The sequence below is a fragment of the Mycobacterium neumannii genome (assembly GCF_002245615.1).
Lineage (GTDB): Bacteria > Actinomycetota > Actinomycetes > Mycobacteriales > Mycobacteriaceae > Mycobacterium > Mycobacterium neumannii_A.
The window spans coordinates 1-25,594 of record NZ_NKCO01000018.1; the positions used below are offsets into that span (position 1 = coordinate 1).

Below are 25,594 nucleotides of genomic sequence, written 5' to 3' on the forward strand. Positions count from 1 at the left end.
AGATGTGTATAAGAGTCGGGTGTACGACAAGGGCCGCGAGATCCGCACGGCGGTGCTCGGTGAGGCCTATGTGCAGAAGGCGGCAGACAGTGCCGACGATTTCACCGGGCCGTTCCAGGATTTGGTGACCGAGTACTGCTGGGGAGCGGTGTGGGGACGCGACGGCCTGTCCCACAAGACGCGCAGCATGCTCAACCTTGCGATGCTCGCGGCGTTGAACCGCCCCAACGAGCTTCGCACCCACGTCCGAGGCGCCCTGACCAACGGCGTGACACCCGAAGAGATCCGCGAGATCTTCATGCAGGTCGCGGTGTACGCAGGTGTGCCCGCCGCGGTGGAGGCCTTCCGCACCGCGCGCGCCGCCTTAGACGACGCCGAACAGCGGTAGGGCGCGGCATGGACATCGGATTCGTCGGACTCGGCAACATGGGCTTCCCGATGGCAGACCGCCTGCGGGCGGCCGGGCATCGGGTGGTCGTCTGCGACGCCCGCCCCGAGGTGGTCGACAGGGCGGTTGAAGCCGGTGCCGAGCGGGCGGCCTCGGCGCGCGAGGTCGCCGACCGCGCGCCGACGATACTGACGAGCCTGCCGACCCCGCAGGCGTCGGAGTCCGTCGCCGCCGAGGTCGCCTGCGGGACCGTCGTCGAGCGTTTCGTCGACCTGTCGACGGTGGGACGCCAAGCCGCGCAGCGCAACAACGCGCTGTTGGCCGAGCGCGGGATCGCGGCGCTCGACAGTCCCGTGAGCGGCGGTGTGCACGGGGCCGAGGCGGGCACCCTGGCCATCATGGTGTCGGGGCCGCGGGCTCACTACCAGACGTGCGCACCGCTGTTCGAAACACTCGGGCGGGCGACGTTCGTCGGTGAGAAGCCCGGCGCTGCGCAGACGATGAAGCTCATCAACAACGTCATCGCCGCGACGACACTGGCTGTCACCGCCGAGGCGATGGTGGCCGGTGTGAAGGCAGGACTCGACGCCCAGGTGATGATCGACGTCCTCAACGCCGGTTCCGGTGGCACTCACGCCAGTCGGGACAAGTTCCCGCAGGCGGTGCTGCCCCGCACGTTCGACTACGGCTTCGCGACGGGGTTGATGGTCAAGGACGTCCGGCTCTACCTCGACGAGGCCAGGGCGCTGGGCCTGCCGACCGAACTCGCCGACGCCGTGGGCCAGGTCTGGGAGGCGACGATGGCCAGCGAGGGAGCCGAATCGGACTTCACGGCGGTGGTGAAACCCATCGAAGCCGCCGCGGGGGTCGTGGTCGAGGGGTGACCCGGTGGCGCCGACGGTAGAGTTCTGCAGGTGAACACGCCGAAGTCGCGCGCACGTTGGGTGCGCGGGAGTCTGGTCGGATCGTGTTCTGCCGTCTTGACCGCGACCGCGCATACGTTCTCCGGCGGTCAGCTCCCCGCGGGATCGGCGCTGATCGTCGCGATGCTCGTCTGCGCCACCGTGGGCGCCGTGGTCGCCCGACCCGCGCTCGACGGTCGTCACGGGCGATTGCTCGGCGCCGTCGGCGCCCTGAGCCTCGCACAACTCCTCGGCCACCTGTCCTTCGTCATCGCCGGTGGGCACGTGCACTCGGCCGCCGCCCTGGGCCTGACGCCCGCGATGACCGCGGCCCATATCGGGGCCGCCGTCATCCTGGGAACAGCGATCGCGGCTGTCGAATACCTCTACGTCGTCTGCGTATCGGTGCTGCAGTGGCTGCGAATCTTCGCCACGGCCGGACTGCGCCCGCGCGCGCGGCGGGTACACCGTGTCGTCAAAACCGTTGTCGCCGAATCCGTCCTGTTGAGTTGCGGGCTCGGCATGCGCGCTCCGCCACTGAGGTTGGCAACGGCGGCTTAGCCCCGCCGCGCACCGAGATCGAACCGCGACAGGCGTCGCGGCTTTCGACGCAACTCACCCACCTCAATTTCCGGCTCGACGAGTGCTCGCCGGGCCGCCGGCTGAAGGTCCGCCATTCATGACAACGACCCCCACTCTCGGCACGCCCGCGCGTCAGCGTCAGCGCGGCGTGCGTCCTCTGTTACTGCGATTGCATTTCTATGCCGGCGTTTTCGTCGGTCCGTTCATTCTGATCGCCGCTGTCACCGGCTTGTTGTACGCGGTGATTCCCCAGATCGACGACGCGGTCTACCGCGAGAAGGTCACCGTCGACAGCGTCGGGGAGCACCGACTCCCGCTGGCCGAACAGCTGCGCGCCGTGCGTGCCGCATACCCCGAGGGGATGGTGGAGCAGATCGGCCCGCCCGTCGCGGCCGATGACATCACGCGGGTCGTACTCGCGGTCGACGACGTTCCGCCCGACTATGCGAGAACGGTATTCGTCGACCCGTACAGCGGTGAGATCCGTGGCGCGCTGACCACTTACGGCCAGTGGCTGCCGGTGCGCGCGTGGTTCGACGAGTTGCACCGCAACCTGCATCTCGGTGCCGTGGGCCGCAACTACAGCGAGCTTGCGGCGAGCTGGCTGTGGGTGATCGCGCTGGCGGGTCTGGCGCTGTGGTACCTGCATCGCCGCGACACCAAGAAGCTGCGTCGCATCGCGCTTCCCGACCGTGACAAGACGGACCGTCGCCGCACTCTGTCCTGGCATGGCGCGGTGGGAGTTTGGCTCATCGTTGCGCTGCTCGGGCTGTCGGTCACCGGCATCACCTGGTCGCGCTACGGCGGTGAGACGGTCAATCTGCTGCAGGAAAGGCTGAACACCACAGCGCCATCGGTGGACACCGCGCTCATGCAGTCGGCCGACACCGACGCGGGTCATGGGCAGCACCACGGGGGGGCCGTCGTCGGCGGCGGTGACGCCGCGCTACACGGTGCGGACACCGCGTTGAGTGCGGCCCGCGCCGCGGGACTGTCCGGCCCGATGTGGATGTACCCTCCGAGCGCCGACGGCCAGGGTTGGGAAGTCGCGGAGAACAAGCGCGACTGGCCCACTCGGTACGACGCGGTCTCGGTGGACCCCGATACCGGAGCGATCATCGACCGGGTCAATCAGGCCGAGTGGCCGCTTCTGGCCAAGCTCACCAACTGGGCGATCGACGCGCACATGGGTGTGTTGTTCGGGGTCGTGAACCAGATCGTGTTGGCGCTCACCGCAGTTGGGCTGATCACGATCGTCGTTCGCGGTTACCTCATGTGGTGGCAACGCAGGCCGACAAAGGGTTCGGCGTGGGCGGCCGGTCGTCCGCCGCTGCGAGGCGTCCTGCGTGGTCTGCACCCGGGGGCGATCGCGTTGGTCGTCGCTGTTGCACTAGCGGTGGGTTGGGCGTTGCCGTTGTTCGGTCTCAGCCTCGCCGCATTCGTGGTCGTCGACCTCATCGTCGCAACGGTCAAGAAGCGGGGCACCGAGCAGGAGGCGAACGTCGATGTCTAACAGGACCTATCACGCACTGGTACTTCTCATCACTGCGACCGCCGTGGCGGCTTGCACGTCACACGGCCAACACGACGAAGGGCCGATGTCTTCGGAGGTAACGCTCGCCGACCAGTGGGCCAGCGCGGCCGAGACCGGTATGGCCGCGGTGTTCGGCATACTCGCCAACGCCGGACACCACGACGCGCGGATCGTCTCGGGGCGCTCGGATGCGGCCGGGCGGGTCGAGGTGCACGAAGTGGCGGCCGATGGGGGCGCCAGGACGATGCGCCCCAAAGACGGGGGCCTGGTGATCCCGGCCAAAGGCTCACACGCCCTGGTGCCGGGCGGTGACCACCTGATGCTGATGGACCTCAAACAGCCGCTGCTGCCCGGCTCTGAGGTGACGCTGACCGTCGAGTTCGAGGACGGGTCGACGCTGCCGGTCACCGCCCAGGTGCGTGACTTCGCCGGTGCCAACGAGGATTACCAGCCGGTCACGGACGGGTCCGCACCACACCATGACCATGGGTGACGGCGTGGCCGAGGGTCGATTCCACCTCAATCGGCGTCGTCTTCTCGCGGGCAGCGCCGTCGCGGTGGCGGCGGGGGCGACGCTGAGCCACAGCGGCATTGCACAATTCGCTGTCCCTGCCGACGCCGTCGACCGGGCCGTCGAACCGTTTCACGGGCGGCATCAGGCCGGTGTCGCGACGTCCCCGCAGGCGCATGCGTTGTTCGTCGCACTCGACCTCGAACCGCATCCTCATCGCGGCCCGCGGGAGACGTTGGCAGCCGTGCTGAGACTGTGGACGTCGGACGCCGAACGATTGACTCAAGGCACTCCCGCGCTGGCCGACACCGAACCCGAACTGGCGCAACGGCCGGCCAGGCTCACCGTCACCGTCGGTGTCGGACCGGGACTGTTCGACCGGATCGGGCTCGGGAATCGGCGCCCGCGAGCGGTCGCCGATCCACCGGCCTTAGCCACCGACCGCCTCGAACCGAGGTGGTGCGGCGGTGATCTCCTGCTGCAGATCTGTGCCGACGACCCGATCACCGTCGCGCACACCAGCCGGGTGCTGCTGAAGAACGTGCGCGCCATGACCCGGCAGCGATGGCGGCAGACGGGATTCCGGCAAGCAGCGGGCTCGGGTGCGCACAGCATGCGAAATCTGATGGGTCAGATCGACGGCACCGCCAACATCGTCGACCAGGCAGGTTTCGATCGGCACGTGTGGGACGACGGTGACGACCAGCCGTGGTTCGCCGGGGGTACGACGCTGGTGTTACGCCGCATCCGCGCAGAGATGGATACTTGGGACGAGCTCGACCGAACCAGCAAGGAACTCAGCGTCGGTCGTCGCCTCGACAGCGGCGCGCCGTTGACCGGGAGCCGGGAGGACGACGTTCCGGACTTCGACGCGGACGAAGAGGGTATACCGGTGATACCGCCGAACGCGCACATCGCACTGGCCCGACCGCACAGCGACAACGAACGATTTCTTCGCAGACCCTACAACTACGACGACGCGCCGGCCGCCGGGCGTCTCACCGACAGTGGGCTCATTTTCGCTGCGTACCAACGTGACCCGGACGAACAGTTCACCCCGGTGCAGCGGCGGCTCGCTGCGGCCGATGCGCTGAACAAGTGGATCACCACCATCGGGTCGGCGACGTTCGCGATCCTGCCGGGAGTCGAGTCGGGCGGTTACCTGGGCCAGACGCTGTTGTCCTAGGCGTCGGATCAGGATTTCGACGCGAGCAACGCCGCACAGGACAGCGCCGATTGCCATGTGCTGGAGGCAGGCAGGTCCCTGACCGAGTGGCTGGCCCGGTGGTAGGGGTAGGCTGGTCGCGCAGCTGGTTTGCGGGCGAACCGATCTCGGAATCGAGGGAGGGCCGTCGGCATCGAGTGCCGCACGCCGATTCGGGTGCGGTGCGAGAGGGAACTCCGGTGAGAATCCGGGACTGTCCCGCAGCGGTATGCAGGAACGACCGCCGTCAACGGCACTGGCCCCACGGGCTGGGAAGCGACGGCCATTAGGTGCACGACCATGTGCGAGCCTGCGAGTCCGAAGACCTGCCAGATGTACCGGGCGCGCCGCGTCCGGTGGTTCATCGCCCCGTGGAATGGGCTGTGGCCGAAGCGGGTTGCGTATGACGTGTCCGCGCTCGGCACGACACCTCCGGCGATGAACATCCGCCGTACCGATGAGGACGTCGTCATGACCGCAACACCGTTCTACGCCACCATCCTCGGTTCCCCGCGCATCGGCCCGAACCGTGAACTCAAACGAGCCGTCGAGAAGTACTGGGCGGGGACCGTCGGACGCGACGAACTCGAGTCCGTGGCCGCCGAACTGCGCCGCGACACCTGGGAGGCGCTCGTGGCCGAGGGGCTGGATTCCGTTCCGGTGAACACGTTCTCCTACTACGATCAGATGCTCGACACCGCAGCCATGGTGGGCGCGTTGCCCCCGCGGGTCGCGGACGTGTCCGATGAAATGGACCGCTATTTCGCCGCCGCGCGCGGCAACGACGAGATCGCCCCGCTGGAGATGACGAAGTGGTTCGACACCAACTACCACTACATCGTGCCCGAACTCGGTCCGGATACGCATTTCGCGCTGAACCCGACCAAGATCCTCGGTGAACTCGAAGATGCTCGCGCCCAAAGTATTCCGGCTCGTCCCGTGGTCATCGGACCGATCACGTTCCTCGCCCTGAGCAAGGCGGTGGACGGAGCCGACGCGCCGATCGACCGGCTCGCCGAATTGACCGTGGTGTACGGGGAGCTGCTGGCACTTCTCGCCGGGCAGGGCGTCGAGTGGGTGCAGATCGACGAACCCGTTCTGGTCACCGACTTCGTCGACACCGCAGCCGAACTCGCCGAGCGCACCTACGCGCAGCTCGGGCGGCTGACCGAGCGGCCGGCGATCTTGGTGGCCACCTACTTCGGAAAGCTCACCGATGCCTTGCCCGCGCTCGCGCGAACGCCGGTCGAAGCGATCGGTGTCGACCTCGTCGCGGGCGGCGTGCCCGCGGTCGCCGCTGTGCCCGAACTGACCGACAAACTCCTCGTGGCCGGTGTCGTCGACGGCCGCAACATTTGGCGTACCGACCTGGAATCGGCTCTCGGCACCCTGACAACACTGCGGGGGTCGGCGCAGCACGTCGCGGTTTCGACGTCGTGCTCGACGCTGCACGTTCCGTACACGCTCGATGCGGAGCCCTCTATCGACGGCGCCTTGCGGAGCTGGTTGGCGTTCGGCTTCGAGAAGGTGACCGAGGTCGTGGCGCTCGCCCGCGGCTTGATGGACGGACGCGAGGCGATCGACGGTGAGATCGCGGCGTCCAACGCGGCCATCGCGTCGCGGCGCGCCGATCCCCGGTTGAACAACGACGATGTGCGAGCGCGGATCTCGGCCATCACCGCGTCCGGCGCCGAACGCGGTCCCGCCGGCCGGCGCCGCGCGGCGCAGCAGGCGCGGCTGAACCTGCCCGTCCTGCCGACGACGACCATCGGGTCGTACCCGCAGACATCGGCGATCCGGGTGGCCCGAGCGGACCTGCGCGCGGGCAGGATCGACGCCGCCGAGTACAGGCGCCGGATGCAGGCCGAAATCGCCGGCGTCATCGGGCTGCAGGAGGAGATCGGTCTGGACGTGCTGGTGCACGGCGAGCCCGAGCGCAACGACATGGTGCAGTACTTCGCCGAGCAGCTCGACGGATTCTTCGCCACACAGAACGGCTGGGTGCAGTCCTACGGCAGCCGGTGCGTTCGCCCGCCGATCCTGTACGGCGACGTCAGCCGACCCGACCCGATGACGGTCGAATGGATCACATATGCGCAGTCACTGACCGACAAGCCGGTCAAGGGCATGCTGACCGGACCCGTGACGATCCTGGCGTGGTCGTTCGTGCGCGACGACCAGCCGTTGGCGCAGACGGCGGCCCAAGTGGCGCTGGCGATTCGCGAGGAGACCATCGATCTGCAGTCGGCGGGTATCGCGATCATCCAGGTCGACGAGCCCGCGCTTCGCGAGCTGCTGCCCCTGCGCTCCAAGGACAAGGATGCCTATCTGCGCTGGGCGGTCGACGCATTCCGGTTGTCGACATCGGGTGTCGATGACTCGACACAGATCCACACGCACCTGTGCTACTCGGAGTTCGGCGAGGTGATCGGCGCAATCGCCGATCTCGATGCCGATGTGACGTCCATCGAGGCGGCGCGTTCGCACATGGAGGTGCTCGGCGACCTCAACGCGGCCGGGTTCGCCAACAGCGTCGGCCCCGGCGTGTACGACATCCACTCGCCGCGGGTACCCGCGGTCGGCGAGATGGCTTCCGCGCTGCGAGAAGCGTTGAACTCCGTTCCCGCCGAGCGTCTTTGGGTGAACCCGGACTGCGGTCTGAAGACGCGCAGGACCGACGAGGTGACCGCCTCGTTGCGCAACCTGGTCGCCGCGGCGAACGAGGTTCGTCCTCACTGATCACCGGGCGACTGCACGCGCAGCCGACGACTCCGTGTGGTTAGAAGGGGCTGCTGTTCTGCTGCCAGCGCGCCTCTTCGGGGCGCGGGCCGAAGCGGCGAATGTAGTCCTCGTGCATCCGCGCGTCCTTCTTGCGCTTGATCTCGTCGACCAGGTTCTGGTCCAGGCCGTGTTGAGTCAGACGGTGCCGACGCCAGATCTTGTTCAGCGCGAGTGCCATGAGGATCGCCCAGATGTAGATCGGCGCAGTCATTTCCAGGTGTACGTACAGCGACGCCGGGAGCAGCCAGAACGGGGCGAGCACGAACAGAGGCGGAATCGCCATCCGAATCATGTGGCGGCGCAGCGCGCCAGGACCGGCCAGGTCGCGCGCCACCCACTCGCGCATCGAGTCCGGAAGCCGGCGTCCATACGAATAGGTGATGTATTGAACGATGTTGGGGCGGGCGGCAGCCACGAATCCTCCTTGAGTAGTCAGTTGTCGAGTGCGCCCGCGGCGAGGGCGGCGGTGTTCACACGGTTCAACACGTTGCGAAGCGTTTCGAGTTCGTCCAGGTCCACACCCAGGCGCTCGACGACGGCAGGCGGTATCTCCAGCGCGCGGCGCCGTAACCGCACACCTTCCTCGGTGAGCCGCACGTCCGTGGCCCGCTCGTCGACGGCGCTGCGTGCCCTGGTGATGAAGCCGAGCGACTCGAGGCGTTTCAGCATCGGGGACAGTGTCGCCGAGTCGAGTTGCAAAGCGCTCGCGATGTCCTTGACCGACAGCGGTTTTGTGGGCGGCTCTGCGGCCTCTGAGGTCTTGTAGTGGTCCCACAGCGCCAGCATGACGAGGTACTGAGGGTGGGTGAGGCCGAGCGGCTCGAGCAGGGGGCGGTATATCGCCAGCACGGCCCGGTTCGTGACCGCCAGCGCGAAGCAGACTTGCTGCTCGAGTGCGAGCGGGTCGACCCGGGCCGGAGTTGACGTGGACACAACTCCATCGTGGCCAAATAGTTAGGGTCCTAGCAATGTACTTCTGGTCACACGGGGTTTTGTCCGGGGGCGGGCGGTCGATCCTTGTCGGATGTCAACGCCGAATGACCCGCCCGCTACTCCGATGGACGCCACCAAGGCGACCGAGGAACAACGTGCACTGCAGGATGACCTGGACCACCGCGACGACGATCCGGAGGCCCCCGGTGGGCATCAGGACCGCCACGACGTCGCCGACGAGACCTGACTAGGCGTTCGCCGGCACCCCCAGCGCGAGTACCGCGGCGTCGTCCTTGACTCCGGGCCCGAAGCTGGTGAGCAGTTCCTTCAACGCGTTGACGATGGTGTCGGCGGTGGCGGGTGCGCGGGCGTCGACGAAGGCGAGCAGGGCACCCTCGTCGTCGTAGCGCTGATGGCCGATTCCGGTGCTCGCCTCGGTCAGACCGTCGGTGTAGAGCACCAAGGTGTCCCCGGGCACCAAGTGAAATCTGTGAGCGACGAACCGCGCGTCATCGGTGATCCCGGCGGCATGGCCACCGACGGTGTCGGCGTAATAGGCCGATCCGTCGGCGCTGAGAAGCAGCGGCGGGGGATGACCGCCGCTGGCTAGGGATACGTCGAAACCGTCGCCGCGCATGGTGAGGCTGCCGTCGATCACCGTGCACAGTCGATTGCCGCCGATCTCGACGTCCTGCATCAGCACCGAATTGAGTACGTGAAGCGCCTTCACCGGATCGTGGTCGGCGACCGCGGCCGAGCGAAGCACGTACCGTGCCAGACCGGCGACCACCGCGGCGTCGACGCCCTTTCCGGCTACATCGCCGAGGAAGAAACCCCACGTGGAGCGTGACAGCGGGAACAGATCATAGAAGTCGCCGCCGACGTCGTCGTCCGACGCGGTGTGGTAGTACGCGGCGGCGTCCAGTCCCGGCGGCGGTGCGAGAAGCGGCGGAAGCAGTGAGCGGCGCAAGGTTTCGGCGAACGCCTGCACCCGGCTGCGCTCGGTCTCGGCGCGCTCGCGCTGCGCCAGCAGCTCCTGCTCGTACGATCGCCGATCCTTGGCGTCGACCGCGCTGACGCGCAACAGTTCTGGATGTCCTTCGGCGTCGTAGGCCATGTTGGCGGTGAGGAATATCGGTAGCCGCGTGCCGTCGGCGGTCAGGAAATCCAGCGTCACGCCATCGAGCTTTCCGCTCATCCGCAGGATCGCCCGGAAATGGGTGTCGTAGTGCAAGCGTCCGCCGACGGTCAACAGGTCTGTGATCAGCTTGCCGTGCAGGTGTTTTCGCTCATAGCCGAGCCAGTTGGCCAGGGTGGCGTTGGCTCGGATGATGCGGCCGTCGGGATGGGCGATCGCGTTTCCGGTGGGCGCGTTCTCCCAGTGGTCGTCGAGATCCAGCCCGGTCATGTCGGTTGGGCGAACTCGGCGATCGCTTGAGCCGTGGCGTCCGGATCGCTGACGTGGGGGCAATGGCCGGTCGCACCGAGTGTGACCAGCCGGCTACCGGAAATGTGTTGGTGTACATAGGCTCCCACGGATGCCGGTGCGATCGCGTCCTCGGAACACTCCAGGATCAGCGTGGGTACCGACACCCGCGGCAGGTCGGCGCGGTTGTCGGACAAGAACGTCGCGCGGGCGAACACCCGCGCGCAGTCGGGATTGGTTCGGCAGAACGACGCCTCGAGTTCCTCGGCGAGCTCCGGCCGGTCGGAATTACCCATGATCACCGGGGCCATGGCATGCGACCAGCCAAGGTAATTCAGTTCCAGGGACTCCAGAAGTTCGTCGATGTCAGCCCTGGAGAATCCGCCGCGGTAGCCGTCGTCGTCGATGTAGCGAGGCGACGGCGTGACCATGACGAGCTTGGCGATCCGGTCGGGCTCGGTGATGACCGCGAGGACACCGATGATCGCCGCCACCGAGTGGCCGACGAACACCACGTCGCGCAGATCAAGGTCGCGCAGAATCTCGACGACGTCGTCGGCGTAGCCGTCCAGCGACGAGTACTTGGTGTCGTCCCACGCCTTGGGGTCCGAGGCCCCGGAGCCGACGTGGTCCATCAACACAATGCGAAATTCAGACTGCAGCCGGTCGACGATGAGCCGCCACAGGTTCTGGTCACACCCGAAACCGTGGGCTAGGAACAGCGTCGGACCGCTCTGGTTTCCAACGATCTTGATGTTGTTCCGGGTCCAAACGTCCATGACCAGCAGCTTAAAAGCCACCGCCCATTGACTGTGCCTCCCGCCCGGGCTGTCAGGGCGTTTCGGCTGGTCATTACGGGGGTATACGTGCTCGATCAGGTTCAGATCCGCGAGCCCGCATTGAAATTCTTCGAGGGACGGACGTACCCGTGGCTGGACCAAATTCCGATTATTCCGATGTGACGGATATGTTCCGTCACCTCAATACACTGGATGAGGGGTCGGGTGCCTACCACCGGCAACGCGATTTGATCTGTGAGCGTTGCCTGCCGCTGGCCGATCACATCGCACGTCGTTATCGCAATCGCGGTGAGTCGCACGAAGATCTTGTGCAGGCAGCGCGTGTCGGGCTGGTCAATGCGCTCAATCGATTCGACGTCGACAACGGAGCAGAATTCCTGTCGTTCGCCGTACCGACGATGATGGGCGAGGTTCGTCGGCACTTCCGGGACCACGCGTGGGCGGTGAAGGTCCCGCGCACGGTCAAAGACCTCCAGATGCGGGTGAACAAGGCCACCGCGAAGCTGGCGCAGGGCCTGGGGCGCGCACCGACCGCGAGCGAAATCGCCGAGGATCTCGGCGTCGATCGCGAACAGGTGGTGCAAGCGGTGATCGCCGGGTCGAACTATTCGACGCTGTCGACCGACATACCGGCGATGCGCGATGACGATTCGGCCTCCATAGGGGACAGTTTCGGCGGTGACGACGCCGGCTTCGACAAGGTACTCGACGTCGAGACCGTGCGGCCGTTGATCGCCGCCCTACCGACCCGCGAACGCGACGTGCTGACGCTGCGCTTCTTCGAGGACATGACGCAGAGTCAGATCGCGGCGCAGGTCGGTTGTTCGCAAATGCATGTGTCGCGCCTGCTGGCAAAGGCGTTGGAGACGTTGAGAAGTCAGGTCAAAGAATCTTTCCTCGCCGCTGCGAGCTGAGTCTCTAATGCCGATCGCGGAACGGCGGCAGCGGAAGCTAGTGGGGCACTCTGTTGCCAATCACGCGCTCAAGTGCGCGAACGTCGGATTCGATCTGTCGCGATAGCCAATACGCGAGCACGAATCCGGCGATTCCCCCGATGCACAGTGCGCGGATGGGGACGATGACTTGCGCGATCTCGACCGGAGTCAAGAAGGTCACGGCGACGACGCCAAGCAACGGCACGGAGGCCGCAACCGCCAGATAGCGTGGTAGTCGACGGCTGAGTGCTCGCAGCTCTTCGGCTTCCCGAGGGCTCGTCTGTCCGTATGCCACCAGCTCCGGGTAAACGCTGCGCACGACGTAGAAGGTCAAGAGAAAGAACGGGTATGCGATCGCGATTGCGCCACAGATCGTGATTGACCCGAAGAAATGGATCGCAGATCTACCGGGGATTCCACCGGCGGCGAATTGCATAGTAAGCGGAAATGTCAGCCCTGACAGCAACCACAAGCCGAACACAATGAATACCGCCCGATCGCCTGCGACAAGACAGTCGCGGCGCGCACGGGCCAAGTTCTCTTCGGGCGGCGCCGGTCCTCGTCGCAGGCGGCGTGGGACCAGGATGATGTAGCGATACCAATAGAGCAGCACCGCCGCTCCGAGCGGGAAGAACACCACGTTGACGACTGTGGTGACCAGCATGAACCGGCCCTGCGCATACTCCGAAAGCTGGCTGACAATAAGCAGCTGATTGTGCTGAATGTTGTACGCGCTGGCCAAGAGGTTGGGAATCATGATGGCGAGGAAGGCGATTGGCACAAAGAACGGCCGTAGCCGCAGCCGCCAGCTTCGAACAGGCGGATCAACTAGATCACGAGCGCTCGGATCGAGACACAGCTGGAGTTGCTCGGCGAGTTCAGCGCCTGAAGCCCAGCGCTGTTCACGTGCTGCGCTCAGTGCTATGAGCAGAACTCTGCGCAGCGCCGGCGGACAGGTCTCCGGTAGCGCCGCCAGTGCTGTCGGCGGAATCCCCTTTGCGCGGGTGGTCAACATCAACTCAAGCGCTGTGGTGTCGCCGATCGCTCCGGCCCCTCTCGCTCGCGCGGCTTGCGCCGCGGAGTCATCGAACGGCTTGTTGCCGGTCAAGAGCTCCCACAGCACGACGGCAAGGGAGTAGATATCGCTACGGGCATCGAGATTCGCCATGTCGAGGGTGTGCCCAGGCTGGCAAGCCGTCAGTTGCTCGGGGGACATGTACGAGAGTGAGCCGCCGAAGTATTCGAAGGGACTCGCACCCGTTACGTTGCGGGCGAAGCTGATGTTGAAGTCCGCGAGTTTGGGGGTCCCGTCGGCGGCGAGGAGGACATTCGCCAGTTTGATGTCGCGATGCAACACGCCGTGTGAATTGGCATAGTCCAACGCCTGAGCGAGCCGCTTCCCCAGCCACGCGACAGTGTCTGGCCAGGGGAGCGTGGCGAGCTCGGCTCGCGTCGATGATTCCGTAGGACGGATTCCCCCTCGCCCCTCCAGTGCGTGGTCCACCGCGTCGAGCAGCGTCTGGCCGGTTTCTGGTGGCTTTTCCGCGCGATGAATCGCCTCGACAACGTCCAGCAGTGTTCCGCCGGGGAGATACTGCATGTACAACAGCCGCCAGTTTTGTTCGTGCAGGATCCGCTGGTCGAAAACCCGGACGATGTAGTCGTGATCCAGCTGGGCCAGAGTTTGCGGTTCGTGTCCTTCATTCGCGGAAATCTTGACCGCCACCAGCCGTTGCATGGACCGTTGGCGGGCTAGAAAGACTTTCGCGAATGCGCCGGTGCCCAATTCGAGCAGCAGATCGAAGTCGTCGAGCTGCTGACCGACCTCGATTGTTGTGAGGCGGGTCGATGGACTGAGCCCGGCGAATGATGGCTCGTATGTTCCGGTACGAGTTCCGCTTTCGCCGTCGACGCCCACAGGCGCTTGAGTTTGCGTCAATTCGAAGGGATAGTCGGCGGTCGAATCAGTCATGACAACCTCGTTCCAGGTCGCCTTATCGTATCGACGGAGTCGGTGGTCTAGGTGTTCTTGGCGTAACCCCGGCCCAAGTGCGCCGATTCTGCAGCAGGGTCGATAGTCTTCGAATCCACGACCCTGGCGAATAAGGTGGAGCCCCCTGTCAGGATTGAACTGACGACCGCTCGCTTACAAGGCGAGTGCTCTACCACTGAGCTAAGGAGGCCTGCGGGCCTTGAGTTTATCGGGTCGCCGGTTCGGGGAACTCCGCTCCCCGTGACTGTCAAGGACGATCTGCTCAGCGACTTCCCGCACGTGTATCCCAGACTCGAGCGGCCCGAGGTCGAACGGCTCCTCACGCTGCTCGACAAGAGCGCGAGCACCGGAGGCGGTCTCGGCCTCAGCATCGCCACCGCCATCAAGCCGTTGGTACCCGAGGTTGCCGCGCGGATCGAGTCATACAAGCAGTCCGATGTAGACGACTACGTGCGGATGCTGCGGGGCGCCACCGTGCTATTGCTGCAGCGTTGGCAGCCCGAAGACCAGCCCCCGACTCCGGAGAGCGTGTCAGCGGCGATCGAGGCGATCGAAGCCGACGCCTGAGCTCACTCCTCGACGTCGATAATGCGTTGAGAGGTCACCGTCCTCGACGTCGAACGGGCGCGCGGCCGGCGACCGGGCAACGGGATCCGGTCGGCGATATTGCTCAACGGGTTCACGACTTGGCTCAACGTCACGACGGCATCGTGGAGGGCGTCGATCGTCGGCGCCAGCGCCTCTAGACCGGGCGCCAACCGGTTCAGCGTGTCCGCGACGTCGGCCAGCTTGAGCAACGGACCGTCGGGATCGGTGAGCGTGTCCAACAGGCCGTCCTCGGCCAGTAAGCGGTCGGCCACGCCGTCCTCGCGTAGCACCCGCTCCACGAGGCCATCGTTGGCCAGTAGCTGATCGGCCAGCCCGCCCGGGGCGATCACTCGCGACAGTGCGCCGTCGTCGGTGGTCATGCGGTCCACCAGGCCGCCTTCGGCCATCAGCTGGTCCACCAGCCCGCCGGGGGCCACCGCCCGGGCGACCGCACCGTTCTCCGCGGTCACGCGATCCAGCAGGCCACCCTCGGTGGTCAGCTGATCGACCAGTCCGCCCGGTCGCAGCAGCCGGTCCAGCGGGCCGTTGGGTGCCAACGCCCGGCCCAGCGGGGCGTCGTCGTCCATCAGACGTGCCAGTCGGTTCGCCCGCTCGACCGCGTCGTTCAGGCCGAGCATGGTGGCGAACGACGCCGATCCGGGCCCACCCTCGACGGCGTCGCCGAGCGTGCGCTGCGCCATGCTCACCGCCCCGGTCGCCATGGCCAGGCCCGCGTCGGCGACGGTCAGGGCGGCTCGCGCCGGTGCGGTCGCGATATCGGTCAGCGCTTTGCCGAAGTTCATCACCTCAGTCTATGGACGGCGCAAGATGAAAACCCACAGGAAGTACACAGCCTGCTGGCAGGAACATCACCGGCGAGAGACGGACAGTGAATAGGTGGCCATGCCTGCACTACCCGAGAACACACCGGAGGCCAAGGTCCTCGTCGTCGACGACGAGGCCAACATCGTCGAACTCTTGTCCGTCAGCCTGAAGTTCCAGGGGTTCGAGGTCTACACCGCCTCCAACGGACCCGCCGCGCTGGACAAGGCGCGTGAGGTACGCCCGGACGCCGTCATCCTCGACGTGATGATGCCCGGGATGGACGGTTTCGGGCTGCTGCGACGGCTGCGCGCAGACGGTATCGACGCCCCAGCGTTGTTCCTCACTGCGCGCGACTCGCTCCAGGACAAGATCGCCGGCCTCACCCTCGGCGGTGACGACTACGTGACCAAACCGTTCAGCCTCGAAGAGGTGGTGGCCCGGTTACGGGTGATCCTGCGCCGCTCCGGCCGTGGTGTCGAGGAGCCTCGCAACTCGCGGTTGTCCTTCTCCGACATCGAACTCGATGAGGACACCCATGAGGTGTGGAAGGCGGGGGAGCCGGTGTCGTTGTCGCCGACGGAGTTCACGCTGCTGCGGTACTTCATCATCAACGCGGGGACGGTGCTGTCCAAGCCCAAGATCCTCGACCACGTCTGGCGCTACGACTTCGGCGGCGACGTCAACGTCGTCGAGTCCTACGTGTCCTATCTGCGGCGAAAAATCGACACGGGCGAAAAGCGCCTGTTGCACACGTTGCGCGGCGTGGGGTACGTGCTCCGCGAGCCACGGTGATGAGCGCATGCGCGAAGAACAGACAATTGTGTGAGCGCTTGCGCGAAGAACAGACAACCGTGATGAGCGCTTGCGCGAAGAACGGCAGCGCGCGACGCAGAACCGAACGTGCGCCGACAATGAGTAGATGACCGCACGCGTGCCGCTGAGGGTGGCGCTGGTGGCGGCCACCCTGCTGCTGGTGGCGTGCGGTCTGCTCGCATCCGGCGTGGCGGTCACCACGATCCTCCGCCACACGCTGAGCAACCGCGTCGACCAAGAATTGCTCGACGCTTCGCGAGGGTGGGCCCAGGCGCCGCGCCAGGGGTCCGACGATGCGCTGGAGAGCCCCAACCCGGCACGGCCACCGACGAACTTCTATGTCCGCGGCGTCGGAGCCGACGGACACATCTGGATCGCCGTCAACGACCGAGATGCGGAACCGGCGCTGCCCGCCGACAACGACGTGGGTTCGGAACCGGTCACCATCGGCTCGCTGCACGGCTCCGATGTGCAGTGGCGCGCGATGACGGTCCGCAGCCCCGACGGGGTGGTCACCGTCGCCGTCGACTTCTCCGCTGTGCAGACCACAGTGCGCGAGTTGATCTACGCACAGGTCGGGATCGGGCTGGCGGTGCTGGTGGTGCTCGGGGTGGTCGGCTATGCGGTGGTGCACCGCAGCCTGCGTCCGCTGGTCGAAGTCGAGCAGACCGCGGCGGCGATCGCGGCCGGCGAATTCGATCGCCGTGTCCCCCAGCGTGATCCGCGCACCGAGGTGGGCCGGCTGTCGGCGGCGCTCAACGGCATGCTCGCCCAGATCCAGACCGCCATGGCGGCCTCTGAGGCCTCCGCCGAGCAGGCCCGCAGTTCCGAGGAGCGGATGCGACGGTTCATCACCGACGCCAGCCACGAGCTCCGCACGCCGCTGACCACCATCCGTGGATTCGCCGAGTTGTACCGGCAGGGCGCGGTACGCGACGTCGAGATGCTGATGAGCCGCATCGAGAGCGAGTCCGGCCGGATGGGCTTGCTCGTGGACGACCTTCTGCTTCTCGCCCGCCTCGACGCGCAGCGCCCGCTCGAGCACCGGCGCGTCGATCTGCTGACCCTTGCCACCGACGCGGTCCACGACGCGCGCTCCATCGCCCCCAAGCGAGCGACCAGGTTGGAGGTGCTCGATGGGCCCGGCACCCCGGAAGTGCTTGGCGACGAAGCCCGACTGCGCCAGGTGCTGGGCAACCTGATGGGCAACGCGCTTCAGCACACTCCAGAAACCGCCGGGGTGACGGTGCGGGTGGGCACCGCGGGTGACCGCGCGGTGCTGGAGGTGTGCGACGAGGGGCCGGGTATGACGGAAGACGACGCGCGACGGGTGTTCGAACGGTTCTATCGCGCAGACTCGTCACGCACCCGGGCGAGCGGCGGCACCGGGCTGGGACTGTCGATCGTCGACTCGTTAGTTCTGGCCCACGGCGGAACGGTCGACGTCACCACCGCGCCGGGGCAGGGGTGCACGTTTCGGGTCAGCCTGCCGCGCATCGTCGATGTGGCGGCTCAGGTCAGCTGAGCCAGTGCCGCCTTGATCTTGGTCTGGGCCTCGTCGAGCGATTCCTGCGACGGGTTCTGGTCGGCGTTGGCGAATCCGAAATCGGCGAGGTCGTTGGTTGGGAAGACGTGCACGTGCAGATGAGGCACTTCCATCCCGGCGATGATGACACCGGCCCGTTCGGCGGGGAACGCCTTGACCACGGCCTTGCCGATCAGCTGTGACACCTCCATGACGCGGCCGAAGACCGCGGACTTGACGTCCTGCCAGTTGTCGATCTCGGCTCGCGGCACAACGAGCGTGTGGCCCTGGGTGATCGGGGCGATCGTCAGGAAGGCGACGATGTCGTCGTCCTCGTAGACGAACCGGCCTGGTAGCTCCCCGTTGATGATCTTCGTGAACACGCTCGCCATGGCGTCGAGCATAGTGAGCGACGCGCCGCGGTCGAGGGCGCGTCGGCTATCCGCGGCCGTCAGCTTTGTCCGCCATTCGGCCCGATGTGGTCGTGGAGCTCGGCGACGGACCAGGGCGGGGTGTCGTGGTGGTCGCGGTAGGCCAGAATCGTCGGCGTCGGCCTGTCGAAGCGCCCGACGAACCCGCCGGCGGCGATGAAGATCTGTCCGGTCACGTCCCTGGCCAGGTCACTCGCCAGATAGGCGTAAGTCGGGGCGACGTACGCCGGGGGCGCGGCGTCGAGGGCACCTTGCATGCTCACGTCGTCCAACAGGCCGCGACGGTTCAGGTCGGCGATGTGCGCCTCGTAATCCGCACCAGTGGAGAGCCGCGTCCTGGCGCCGGGACAGACGACGTTCGCGCGCACGCCGTGCTCGTTGAGTTCGGCGGCGATCGCCAGGGTCAGCCCGTTGACGCCGCCCTTGCCCGCCGGATACCCCGTACCGCCGTAGTCGCCGAGGAACGCAAACGAACTCGTGTTCACGATCGCGCCTCCGCCCTGGGCGACCATCCTGGGCGCGGCGGCTCGGCAAGTCTCGAAGGCCGTATTGAGATGTGCGTCGATCAACTCGCGGAATTGGCCCGACGTGATCGTGAGGATCGACGATCCGACGGGCTCAGCTGTGCCCGCACAGTTGATCAGGATGTCGATGCGACCGAACTCCTGAACGCACGTGTCGATCAGGTGTTCGGCGATCTCCGGATCGGCCGGCGAGCCGGGGACTCCGTGCGCGCCCGGAATCCGTTGCGTCGCTTGCGCTACGGCGTCCCGATCACGGCCGTTGACGACCACCCCGGCACCATCGGCAGCGAGCAGTTCAGCCACCGCCAACCCCACGCCGCGCGATCCGCCGGCGATGACCGCGCCACGCCCGGACAGTGACGGGCTACTTGGCATCCGTTGACTGGCTGGCCGCCTGACCGAACTGCATCATGTCCATGTTCCAATAGCCACGAAGGTTGGTGAGCAGACCGGCGTCGTTGACCTTGTAGGTGAACACTCCGCGCACCGTGCTGGTCATCCCGTTGTCGAACTTGCTGCGCAGCACCAGGATATGAGCCACCTCGTGCGGGGAACTGGACGGAAATGTCTCTTCGCAGGTGATCCGCAGGTCGTTGGAGGCCATGTTGGCATCGTAGAAGCCCGATACCGCCTCCTTCCCGCGAATTCCCGTGCCATCGGGGTTGGTGAAGGACTGCCCGATCGGATCCTCGATGACGACATCGTCGGCCATCAGGGCCAACCAGCCCTCTTTGTCGTGAGAGTGCACGCATCTCCACGAATTGTGGGAGGCCGCCAAAGCCGGTGTCTTCTCGACGGTTTCCTGAGGCATGAGCTCTACCGGTCGTCGTCGGTGTAGCGAATGACGCCGCGAATGTTCCTGCCCTCGAGCATGTCGGAGTAACCGTCGTTGATCTGCTCCAGCTTGTACTGCCGGGTGACCATGTCGTCGAGGTTCAACTTGCCTGCCTTGTACATCGACAGCAGCTGCGGGATGTCGTAGTGCGGGTTGCCGCCACCGAAGATGGTGCCCTGCAAGTTCTTCTGCAACAGGGTCAGCATCGCCAGGTTGAGGTTCACCTCGGTATCGAGCAGGCTGCCGATGGCGGTGACCACGCAGGTGCCACCCTTGGCGGTCAAACTGAGGTAGTTCTCGACGTCCTTGCCGTGCAGCTCGCCCACGGTGATGATCACCTTGTGGGCCATCAGTCCCCAGGTGACCTCGCCGATACCGGCCATCGCGGACTCCCAATCCGGATAAGCATGTGTGGCACCGAATTTCAGCGCCTGGTCACGCTTCCACTCCATTGGGTCGATAGCGAAGATGCGACGTGCGCCCGCGGTGACTGCGCCCTGCAGAGCGCCCATGCCGACGCCGCCGACGCCGACGATCGCGACGTCCTCACCGGGCCGGATGTCACCGCTGCGGACGGCCGAGCCGTAGCCGGTGGTGATGCCGCAACCGACCAGGCACGCAACCTCGAACGGAATCGACTCGTCGATCTTCACGACCGAACTCTTGTGTACGACCATGTAGGGCGAGAACGTGCCCAGCAGGGTCATCGGGAAGACGGGTTGTCCCTTGGCGTGGATGCGGTGGGTGCCATCGGAGACCGCGGTGCCCCCGAGCAGACCGGCGCCGAGGTCGCAGAGGTTGCGCATACCGGCCTGACAGGACGGACAGTTGCCGCAGGACGGGATGAACGACATCACGACGTGATCGCCGGGCTTGAGGTCTTCGACGCCCGGACCGACCTCGGTGACGATGCCCGCACCCTCGTGGCCACCGAGCACCGGGAAACCGGCCATCGGGATGCCGCCGGTCACCAGGTGGTGGTCGGAGTGGCACATCCCCGACGCCTCCATCTGCACCTTGACCTCGTCCTTGACGGGGTCCCCGATTTCGATCTCCTCGATCGACCACGGCTGGTTGAACTCCCAGATGAGAGCACCTTTTGTCTTCATTGGAACGTGCCTTCCGCTAGTACCGGTGACCTCAGACTAGAGGCAGTAGTTAGGTAGGTCACACCCACCCCCAATCAACTGCTTGGCCGGGTCACCAGATCGGTACCGGGGCCTGGCCGAGGGGGTAATAACCGGGCAACTTCTCGCCGGCCAGGGACCGCTCGATGCGCTTCTGCATTCCGGGCGACAGGTCGCCGGACTCGATCAGTTTCGCGTACCCCTTGGCGACGTGGCCGAAATCGAAGAAGTCGCGCTGCCATTCGATCTTCAGGTCGGCGTTCAGCCGAAACCAGCTGCCCCCGATACCGTAGATCTCGTCGGTGGTGCCGTCGGACTTGTTCGCGACCTGCTTCCAGAAGCCGACGATCTCGCCCTGCTTGTCGTCCACGAGCACCTTCTGGTACTCGTAAACCCAGTTCTCCAGGCCCTCCATCTCCAAACCCAGCGCGACGTCCCGGATTTCGTCCTTGCCGACACACATCACGTCTTCCTTGGGGCCGATGTTCCAGCCGTAGGTCGCGTCATCGGTGTAGAACTCGGCCAACGGTTTCCAGTCGCCGTTGCGTTCGGCGTCCCGGTTGGCCTCCAGCCACTGCTCGACCCAGTTGTCGAGCGCTTGGCGGGGTAGTGACGGCATTGTCATTCTCCTGTTTCTTTGATCATCAGTGCTTGGGTCGGGCACATGTCGACCGCGTTCTGTATCTCGTCGCGGGCGTCGTCGGGCGGTTCGGCATCGAGGATCTCGACCTTGCCGCGTTTGGGCACCCGAAAGTAGTCGGGCGCCTCGAGCTCACACATCGCGTGGCCCTGACACAGGTCAAGATCCACTTCGACTCTGTAGGAACCCATCTGCGGTGCCTACTTGCTCCGCCGTCGATACCGCGCCTTCGCGGGCCGCTGCAGCTGCACCACCATCTTCGAGTGGTCGTTGCGATAGCTGTCAGCCGGTTGCGCCATCTCGAACTCGTACTCGCGCAACAGGACCGAGAAGATCGCCTTGATCTGCATCTGGGCGAACGCCGCGCCGACGCAACGGTGCCTGCCCGCGCCGAACGGGATCCACGTCCAGCGGTTCACGATGTCGGCCTGTTCAGGCTTGTTGTAGCGGTCCGGATTGAAACCGTCGGGATCCGGGAAGTCCTCGGGAATCCGGTTGCTGATCGCCGGCGAGGCAGCCACGAAGTCGCCCTCGTGAATGGGGAAGCCCGCTACCTCGAATTCGCCCTGGGCCACCCGCATCAAGATGATCAGTGGCGGGTGCAGCCGCAGTGTCTCCTTGACGACGTTATCCAGCAACGGAATCTGGCGCAGCGCATGGAAGCTGACTTCCTGACCGTCGGCGTAGAGCTCGTCGAGCTCGGCCTGGACCTTGGCGTAGATCTCGGGGTGGCGGATCAGCTCGATCAGGGTCCACGCCGAGGTTCCCGAACTGGTGTGGTGCCCGGCGAACATCAGCGAGATGAACATGCCGGTGACCTCGTCGGCCGAGAACCGCGGATTGCCGTCCTCGTCCTTGATCGACACCAGCACATCGAGCATGTCGCGGTCGGACTTGTCCTCCGGCGGATTGGCCACCCGCTGGTTCATGATCTCCTGCACCAGCGCAACGAGTTTCACGCGCGCCTCGTCGCGGCGCTGGAAGCTTTCGATCGGCAGGTAGGGGTCGACGTAGCACAGCGGGTCGGTGCCGCGCTCGAGATCGTGGTAGTACTCGGCGAACCGGTGGTCGAGCTGGTTGCGGAACTTCAGCCCGATCAGGCAGGCCGTCGAGGTGTAGATCGTCAACTCGGCGAAGAAGTCGAGCAGCTCGATCTCGCCCTCGTCGCCCCAGTCGGCGATCATCTTCTTGACTTCGCCCTCGATGGTGGTCGCGTGGCCCTTCATGTGCTCACCGCGCAGCGCCGAATTGTGCAGCATCTCCTTGCGACGCTCGGGGCTTGCGTCGAACACCACACCCTTGCCGAAGATCGGCGTCATAAACGGATAGGCCTCGGCCTGGTCGAGATCCTCGTCGGCCGAACGGAAGAAGAACTCGTTGGCCTCGGCGCCGGACAGCAGGATGACGTGCTTGTCCACCAACTGGAACCAGCCGACGTCACCGCACTCGTCGCGAACCCGTTGCATCAAGCCGATCGGGTCGGTGCGGAACTCCTCGAGGTGTCCGTGCTCTTCTTCACCACCGGAAACCCGGGGCACGATCGCGGTCGTCATGACTTCAGGTTCTCCTCGTTCAACTTGAGTTGCTGGCGTTCCGCCGGCGCGGTGGCCAGCGGCGCCTCGGGCTGAAGTTCCATGTTGGCGATGAACCCACCGCGAGGTGTCTCCGCCACGAAGGTGATGGCCCTGGCCAGGTCGGCCGCCCGCAGGAAGTAATCGTGCCGGGCCTGGCCCCACTTCGCCCAATCTTCGAGTGCCGGGCCGATCTTCTCGGCGGGCAGACTCCAGCCCATGCTGGTCTTCGTCGGACCGGGGTGCACGATCGAGGCGCGCACGCCGGTGCCCTCCAGTTCCATCTGGAAGTTGTTGACCATGGCCAGAAGCGCCGCCTTCGCCGCCCCGTAGGCGCCCATGTGCGGCCGCTGGCGCAGCGCCACATCGGATCCCACGAAGATCAGGTCGCCGCGCTGGCGCGCGAGCATGCCCGGGAGCACCGCCGACGCCAGCCGGTTGGCCCCGACGAGGTGGATCTGCAGCTGCGACTCGAACTCGTCGGTGCTGATCTCGGCCAGCTTGCCGAAGTAGGTGTCACCGGCACCGGCCACCAATACCTCGATCTCGCCGAGCGCCTCCACCGATTGGGCGACAAACGTTTTCACCGAGTTGGGGTCGGTGACGTCGAGATGGAACCCGACGGCCTCGCCGCCGTCGGCGTTGATCTTGCCGACGATGTCTTCGAGTTTCTCGACGCGACGGGCGCCCAGCGCGACTGGGAAGCCGCGCGCGGCCATCTCGATCGCCGTCGCCTCTCCGATTCCGGATGAGGCGCCGGCGACGATGACGGGTCGTCGTTCGGGCAGGGGGTCGAACCGGGGCATCAGACAGTCTCCACAGTGATGGGAAGGTGAGCGAATCCGCGGACATTGCTCGAGTGGACGCGGACGGCGTTGGCCTCGTCCACCTCGTATCCGCGGATTCGCTTGAACAACTCGGTCAACGCGACCTTGGCCTCCATCCGCGCCAGGTGCGCACCGAGGCAGAAGTGGGCACCGCTGCCGAAACTCATGAGCTTTGAACCTATTTCGCGGCCGATGAGGAAACGGTCGGGGTCCTCGAACACCCGCTCGTCGCGGTGAGCCGACCCGGGCAGCAACAGCAACACGTCACCGTCGGGGATGGTGGTGTCGTACAACGTCAGCTCGCCCGAGACCGTGCGCGCGAGGATCTGGCTCGAGGTGTCGTATCGCAGCGTTTCCTCGACCCAGAGCGGAATCCGCTGCAGGTCGGCGTAGACCGGAGTCAACTGGTCGGGGTTCCTGTGGCCCCAGAAGGCCGCATTGGCAAGCAGTTTCGTGGTGGTCTCATTACCGGCGATCACCATCAGGAACATGAAGCCGATGATCTCGTCGTCGGTGAGCCGGTCGCCGTCGATCTCGGCCTCCAGCAGCGCGGTGGTCAGGTCGTCGCTCGGCTCCTTGCGGCGTTCGGCCACCATGCCCTGGTAGTAGACGATCAGGTTGATCGATGCCTCCACGGCCGAGGGCGGTACGTCGGTGACACCCTCGTCGCGGTGCATGACACCGTCGGCCCACGCCCGCACCTGGTCGCGATCGGGCTCCGGCACACCCATGAGCTCCGAGATGACGTCCATCGGCAGCTTGCCCGCGAATTCGCCGACGTAGTCGACGGTCTCGTTCGAGCGTGCCTTGTCCAACATGACATCGAGGTGCTGCACGGCGATCTCGGTGACGCGCGGCTCCAACTCGCGGATGCGCCGAGGCGTGAAACCTTTCGACACCAGTGTGCGCAGTCGCAAGTGGTCGGGGTCGTCCATCGCCAGGAAGGACATGGTCTTGGAGGCGTGCGGTCCGCGGGACGCGGGATCCAGCGATACGCCGAACTTGTTCGACAACGTGGTGCTGTTGCGGAAACCCTGCAGGACATCCTGGTGCCGCGACAGGGCCCAGAAGCCGAGTTCGTCGTTGCGATACAGCGGTGCCTCGTCCCGCAGCCGCTTGTAGTACGGATACGGATCCTCGTGGAAGTCGTAGTCGTATGGGTCAAGAACGATTTCGCTGATGGTCACTGCTCGTCTCCCAAGATGAGGCCGACGACGTAGCTGAGCCGGTCGGCGATCTGGTGGTAGGTGAAGACGCCGCTACCCGCGTTGACCAGCGCGCCGAAGAACGTCATCTCCAGGGCCGCCAATGCGCGCGGGTCGGCCTCTGGGCCCATGGCCGAGCGGATGCGGCGGTGGATCTCGGCACCGATGCGGTCGCGTACCGCGCGCACTGCGGAGTCGCTACCGCTGAGTAGCGCGGTCGTGCACGCCGCCGCGACCTCGGGTTCGTCGGCGACCATCAGCGCCATCGCGCGCAGAGTCTTCTCGACGCGGGCGACCCGGCTGTCGTTGACGTCGGTGAAGTACGGCACCTGACGCATCAGGTCCAGGTACACCTCGGCGATCAGGTGGTTCTTCGACGAGAAGTAGGTGTAGGCGGTGGCCGGGGCGACCTTGGCCCTAGCGGCGACGGCGCGCACCGTCAGGTCGGCGTAGGAGGATTCGCGCAGCATCTCGACACCGGCGGTGAGCACCTTGCGGAACGTCTCCTCCTGGCGACGGTTCCGCGGTGTCTCGGCGGTGCTGACAGGCGCCGGGCCTGGGACCGCAACCACGGGCTCGCTGGACACCTGTCCAAGTTATCGGACACGGGCTCGGCTCCGCAAGTATGCAGCTAGTAAACGCTATGCTTGCCAGCCGCACTGCGAGGGGACTATCGTTCGGTTCAACAATTCGG

The 25,594-nt window shown here is 65.8% G+C and carries 28 protein-coding genes, 1 tRNA gene and 1 riboswitch; of the genes, 12 read left to right on the plus strand and 17 right to left on the minus strand.

The window, feature by feature from the left end; translation table 11 throughout:
- The first annotated feature begins 4 nt into the window (after positions 1–4).
- From CEX88_RS18870 to metE, 7 genes are all read left to right on the plus strand, one after another.
- Positions 5–388 carry a carboxymuconolactone decarboxylase family protein gene (locus CEX88_RS18870; protein WP_202931574.1) on the plus strand — a complete coding sequence of 128 codons (384 nt, stop codon included), beginning with the start codon at positions 5–7 and terminating at the stop codon, positions 386–388.
- Between the two features lie 8 nt (positions 389–396).
- Positions 397–1,272, plus strand: a complete 876-nt coding sequence (locus tag CEX88_RS18875; RefSeq protein WP_094294649.1) for an NAD(P)-dependent oxidoreductase — start codon at positions 397–399, stop codon at positions 1,270–1,272.
- 30 nt (positions 1,273–1,302) lie between these two features.
- Positions 1,303–1,851, plus strand: a complete 549-nt coding sequence (locus tag CEX88_RS18880) for a hypothetical protein (protein ID WP_066844465.1) — start codon at positions 1,303–1,305, stop codon at positions 1,849–1,851.
- A 118-nt stretch (positions 1,852–1,969) separates the two neighbouring features.
- On the plus strand, positions 1,970–3,385 hold the full coding sequence (locus tag CEX88_RS18885) for a PepSY-associated TM helix domain-containing protein (protein WP_094294720.1): 1,416 nt from the start codon (positions 1,970–1,972) through the stop codon (positions 3,383–3,385).
- The gene (locus CEX88_RS18890; RefSeq protein ID WP_094294650.1) at positions 3,378–3,899 is read left to right on the plus strand and encodes a copper chaperone PCu(A)C; all 522 of its coding nucleotides are present in this window, start codon (positions 3,378–3,380) and stop codon (positions 3,897–3,899) included. Before CEX88_RS18885 ends, CEX88_RS18890 begins: the two co-directional genes overlap by 8 nt.
- Positions 3,892–5,103 carry a Dyp-type peroxidase gene (locus tag CEX88_RS18895; protein ID WP_094294651.1) on the plus strand — a complete coding sequence of 404 codons (1,212 nt, stop codon included), beginning with the start codon at positions 3,892–3,894 and terminating at the stop codon, positions 5,101–5,103. Before CEX88_RS18890 ends, CEX88_RS18895 begins: the two co-directional genes overlap by 8 nt.
- Positions 5,104–5,272: 169 nt before the next feature.
- Positions 5,273–5,458, plus strand: a riboswitch (cobalamin riboswitch).
- Between the two features lie 134 nt (positions 5,459–5,592).
- Entirely contained in the window at positions 5,593–7,860 is a 2,268-nt protein-coding gene (metE, locus tag CEX88_RS18900; protein ID WP_202931569.1) for a 5-methyltetrahydropteroyltriglutamate--homocysteine S-methyltransferase, read from the plus strand.
- A gap of 40 nt (positions 7,861–7,900) precedes the next feature.
- Here metE and CEX88_RS18905 read toward each other — a convergent pair whose 3' ends face one another.
- Together CEX88_RS18905 and CEX88_RS18910 are read right to left on the minus strand one after the other, a co-directional pair.
- Positions 7,901–8,317, minus strand: a complete 417-nt coding sequence (locus CEX88_RS18905; RefSeq protein ID WP_064348016.1) for a DUF5313 domain-containing protein — start codon at positions 8,315–8,317, stop codon at positions 7,901–7,903.
- Positions 8,318–8,334: 17 nt separating this feature from the next.
- A complete protein-coding gene (locus CEX88_RS18910) occupies positions 8,335–8,835 on the minus strand; it encodes a MarR family winged helix-turn-helix transcriptional regulator (RefSeq protein WP_068198637.1) in 501 nt (166 codons plus the stop codon).
- 91 nt (positions 8,836–8,926) lie between these two features.
- Here CEX88_RS18910 and CEX88_RS26105 point away from each other — a divergent pair, with 91 nt between their 5' ends.
- Positions 8,927–9,082 carry a hypothetical protein gene (locus CEX88_RS26105; protein WP_165595971.1) on the plus strand — a complete coding sequence of 52 codons (156 nt, stop codon included), beginning with the start codon at positions 8,927–8,929 and terminating at the stop codon, positions 9,080–9,082.
- Here CEX88_RS26105 and CEX88_RS18915 read toward each other — a convergent pair whose 3' ends face one another.
- Both CEX88_RS18915 and CEX88_RS18920 read right to left on the minus strand, forming a co-directional pair.
- On the minus strand, positions 9,083–10,243 hold the full coding sequence (locus tag CEX88_RS18915) for a SpoIIE family protein phosphatase (RefSeq protein ID WP_094294652.1): 1,161 nt from the start codon (positions 10,241–10,243) through the stop codon (positions 9,083–9,085).
- A complete protein-coding gene (locus tag CEX88_RS18920) occupies positions 10,240–11,040 on the minus strand; it encodes an alpha/beta fold hydrolase (protein ID WP_094294653.1) in 801 nt (266 codons plus the stop codon). The genes CEX88_RS18915 and CEX88_RS18920 overlap by 4 nt, the downstream gene beginning before the upstream one ends.
- A gap of 149 nt (positions 11,041–11,189) precedes the next feature.
- Between CEX88_RS18920 and CEX88_RS18925 the strand changes: the two genes are divergently transcribed.
- Complete coding sequence (locus CEX88_RS18925; RefSeq protein ID WP_094294654.1) at positions 11,190–11,975, plus strand: SigB/SigF/SigG family RNA polymerase sigma factor; 786 nt, start codon at positions 11,190–11,192, stop codon at positions 11,973–11,975.
- 37 nt (positions 11,976–12,012) lie between these two features.
- On the opposite strand, the gene CEX88_RS18930 is transcribed toward CEX88_RS18925, so the two are convergent.
- Positions 12,013–13,968 (minus strand): serine/threonine-protein kinase, encoded by a 1,956-nt coding sequence (locus tag CEX88_RS18930; RefSeq protein WP_094294655.1) that lies wholly within the window; start codon positions 13,966–13,968, stop codon positions 12,013–12,015.
- A 136-nt stretch (positions 13,969–14,104) separates the two neighbouring features.
- Positions 14,105–14,179: transfer RNA gene (locus CEX88_RS18935), tRNA-Thr, on the minus strand.
- Positions 14,180–14,229: 50 nt separating this feature from the next.
- Between CEX88_RS18935 and CEX88_RS18940 the strand changes: the two genes are divergently transcribed.
- On the plus strand, positions 14,230–14,556 hold the full coding sequence (locus CEX88_RS18940; RefSeq protein ID WP_094294656.1) for a hypothetical protein: 327 nt from the start codon (positions 14,230–14,232) through the stop codon (positions 14,554–14,556).
- A gap of 2 nt (positions 14,557–14,558) precedes the next feature.
- On the opposite strand, the gene CEX88_RS18945 is transcribed toward CEX88_RS18940, so the two are convergent.
- Complete coding sequence (locus tag CEX88_RS18945) at positions 14,559–15,380, minus strand: hypothetical protein (RefSeq protein ID WP_094294657.1); 822 nt, start codon at positions 15,378–15,380, stop codon at positions 14,559–14,561.
- 100 nt (positions 15,381–15,480) lie between these two features.
- On the opposite strand from CEX88_RS18945, the gene CEX88_RS18950 reads away from it, so the two are divergent.
- Together CEX88_RS18950 and CEX88_RS18955 are read left to right on the plus strand one after the other, a co-directional pair.
- A complete protein-coding gene (locus tag CEX88_RS18950; protein WP_202931575.1) occupies positions 15,481–16,194 on the plus strand; it encodes a response regulator transcription factor in 714 nt (237 codons plus the stop codon).
- A 127-nt stretch (positions 16,195–16,321) separates the two neighbouring features.
- Positions 16,322–17,740, plus strand: coding sequence for a sensor histidine kinase (locus CEX88_RS18955; protein WP_094294659.1), 1,419 nt, complete (start codon positions 16,322–16,324; stop codon positions 17,738–17,740).
- On the opposite strand, the gene CEX88_RS18960 is transcribed toward CEX88_RS18955, so the two are convergent.
- The 10 genes from CEX88_RS18960 to CEX88_RS19005 form a co-directional block, all read right to left on the minus strand.
- Positions 17,728–18,132 (minus strand): HIT family protein, encoded by a 405-nt coding sequence (locus tag CEX88_RS18960; protein ID WP_202931570.1) that lies wholly within the window; start codon positions 18,130–18,132, stop codon positions 17,728–17,730. The genes CEX88_RS18955 and CEX88_RS18960 overlap by 13 nt on opposite strands.
- A gap of 59 nt (positions 18,133–18,191) precedes the next feature.
- Positions 18,192–19,070 (minus strand): SDR family NAD(P)-dependent oxidoreductase, encoded by an 879-nt coding sequence (locus tag CEX88_RS18965; RefSeq protein WP_094294661.1) that lies wholly within the window; start codon positions 19,068–19,070, stop codon positions 18,192–18,194.
- Positions 19,060–19,506, minus strand: coding sequence for a nuclear transport factor 2 family protein (locus CEX88_RS18970; protein WP_094294662.1), 447 nt, complete (start codon positions 19,504–19,506; stop codon positions 19,060–19,062). The genes CEX88_RS18965 and CEX88_RS18970 overlap by 11 nt, the downstream gene beginning before the upstream one ends.
- A 5-nt stretch (positions 19,507–19,511) precedes the next feature.
- Entirely contained in the window at positions 19,512–20,639 is a 1,128-nt protein-coding gene (locus CEX88_RS18975) for an NDMA-dependent alcohol dehydrogenase (RefSeq protein WP_094294663.1), read from the minus strand.
- 91 nt (positions 20,640–20,730) lie between these two features.
- Positions 20,731–21,276, minus strand: a complete 546-nt coding sequence (locus CEX88_RS18980) for a nuclear transport factor 2-like protein (RefSeq protein ID WP_094294664.1) — start codon at positions 21,274–21,276, stop codon at positions 20,731–20,733.
- Between the two features lie 2 nt (positions 21,277–21,278).
- Positions 21,279–21,488: a ferredoxin gene (locus CEX88_RS18985; protein WP_068198604.1), complete on the minus strand. Its 210-nt coding sequence runs from the start codon at positions 21,486–21,488 to the stop codon at positions 21,279–21,281.
- 9 nt (positions 21,489–21,497) lie between these two features.
- On the minus strand, positions 21,498–22,850 hold the full coding sequence (locus CEX88_RS18990; RefSeq protein ID WP_094294665.1) for a cytochrome P450: 1,353 nt from the start codon (positions 22,848–22,850) through the stop codon (positions 21,498–21,500).
- A complete protein-coding gene (locus CEX88_RS18995) occupies positions 22,847–23,674 on the minus strand; it encodes an SDR family oxidoreductase (protein ID WP_064395185.1) in 828 nt (275 codons plus the stop codon). Before CEX88_RS18995 ends, CEX88_RS18990 begins: the two co-directional genes overlap by 4 nt.
- On the minus strand, positions 23,674–24,882 hold the full coding sequence (locus CEX88_RS19000; protein WP_066844393.1) for a cytochrome P450: 1,209 nt from the start codon (positions 24,880–24,882) through the stop codon (positions 23,674–23,676). Before CEX88_RS19000 ends, CEX88_RS18995 begins: the two co-directional genes overlap by 1 nt.
- Positions 24,879–25,487, minus strand: coding sequence for a TetR/AcrR family transcriptional regulator (locus CEX88_RS19005; protein WP_068198602.1), 609 nt, complete (start codon positions 25,485–25,487; stop codon positions 24,879–24,881). Before CEX88_RS19005 ends, CEX88_RS19000 begins: the two co-directional genes overlap by 4 nt.
- Between the last annotated feature and the right edge of the window lie 107 nt (positions 25,488–25,594).

Coding starts and splice junctions, on each gene's coding strand:
- CEX88_RS18875 (WP_094294649.1), top strand. CDS start 397: ATGGACATCGGATTCGTCGGACTCGGCAACATGGGCTTCCCGATGGCA.
- CEX88_RS18885 (WP_094294720.1), top strand. CDS start 1,970: ATGACAACGACCCCCACTCTCGGCACGCCCGCGCGTCAGCGTCAGCGC.
- CEX88_RS18890 (WP_094294650.1), top strand. CDS start 3,378: ATGTCTAACAGGACCTATCACGCACTGGTACTTCTCATCACTGCGACC.
- CEX88_RS18895 (WP_094294651.1), top strand. CDS start 3,892: ATGGGTGACGGCGTGGCCGAGGGTCGATTCCACCTCAATCGGCGTCGT.
- metE (WP_202931569.1), top strand. CDS start 5,593: ATGACCGCAACACCGTTCTACGCCACCATCCTCGGTTCCCCGCGCATC.
- CEX88_RS26105 (WP_165595971.1), top strand. CDS start 8,927: ATGTCAACGCCGAATGACCCGCCCGCTACTCCGATGGACGCCACCAAG.
- CEX88_RS18915 (WP_094294652.1), bottom strand. CDS start 10,243: ATGACCGGGCTGGATCTCGACGACCACTGGGAGAACGCGCCCACCGGA.
- CEX88_RS18920 (WP_094294653.1), bottom strand. CDS start 11,040: ATGGACGTTTGGACCCGGAACAACATCAAGATCGTTGGAAACCAGAGC.
- CEX88_RS18930 (WP_094294655.1), bottom strand. CDS start 13,968: ATGACTGATTCGACCGCCGACTATCCCTTCGAATTGACGCAAACTCAA.
- CEX88_RS18945 (WP_094294657.1), bottom strand. CDS start 15,380: ATGAACTTCGGCAAAGCGCTGACCGATATCGCGACCGCACCGGCGCGA.
- CEX88_RS18950 (WP_202931575.1), top strand. CDS start 15,481: ATGCCTGCACTACCCGAGAACACACCGGAGGCCAAGGTCCTCGTCGTC.
- CEX88_RS18955 (WP_094294659.1), top strand. CDS start 16,322: ATGACCGCACGCGTGCCGCTGAGGGTGGCGCTGGTGGCGGCCACCCTG.
- CEX88_RS18960 (WP_202931570.1), bottom strand. CDS start 18,132: ATGGCGAGCGTGTTCACGAAGATCATCAACGGGGAGCTACCAGGCCGG.
- CEX88_RS18965 (WP_094294661.1), bottom strand. CDS start 19,070: ATGCCAAGTAGCCCGTCACTGTCCGGGCGTGGCGCGGTCATCGCCGGC.
- CEX88_RS18970 (WP_094294662.1), bottom strand. CDS start 19,506: ATGCCTCAGGAAACCGTCGAGAAGACACCGGCTTTGGCGGCCTCCCAC.
- CEX88_RS18975 (WP_094294663.1), bottom strand. CDS start 20,639: ATGAAGACAAAAGGTGCTCTCATCTGGGAGTTCAACCAGCCGTGGTCG.
- CEX88_RS18980 (WP_094294664.1), bottom strand. CDS start 21,276: ATGCCGTCACTACCCCGCCAAGCGCTCGACAACTGGGTCGAGCAGTGG.
- CEX88_RS18985 (WP_068198604.1), bottom strand. CDS start 21,488: ATGGGTTCCTACAGAGTCGAAGTGGATCTTGACCTGTGTCAGGGCCAC.
- CEX88_RS18990 (WP_094294665.1), bottom strand. CDS start 22,850: ATGACGACCGCGATCGTGCCCCGGGTTTCCGGTGGTGAAGAAGAGCAC.
- CEX88_RS18995 (WP_064395185.1), bottom strand. CDS start 23,674: ATGCCCCGGTTCGACCCCCTGCCCGAACGACGACCCGTCATCGTCGCC.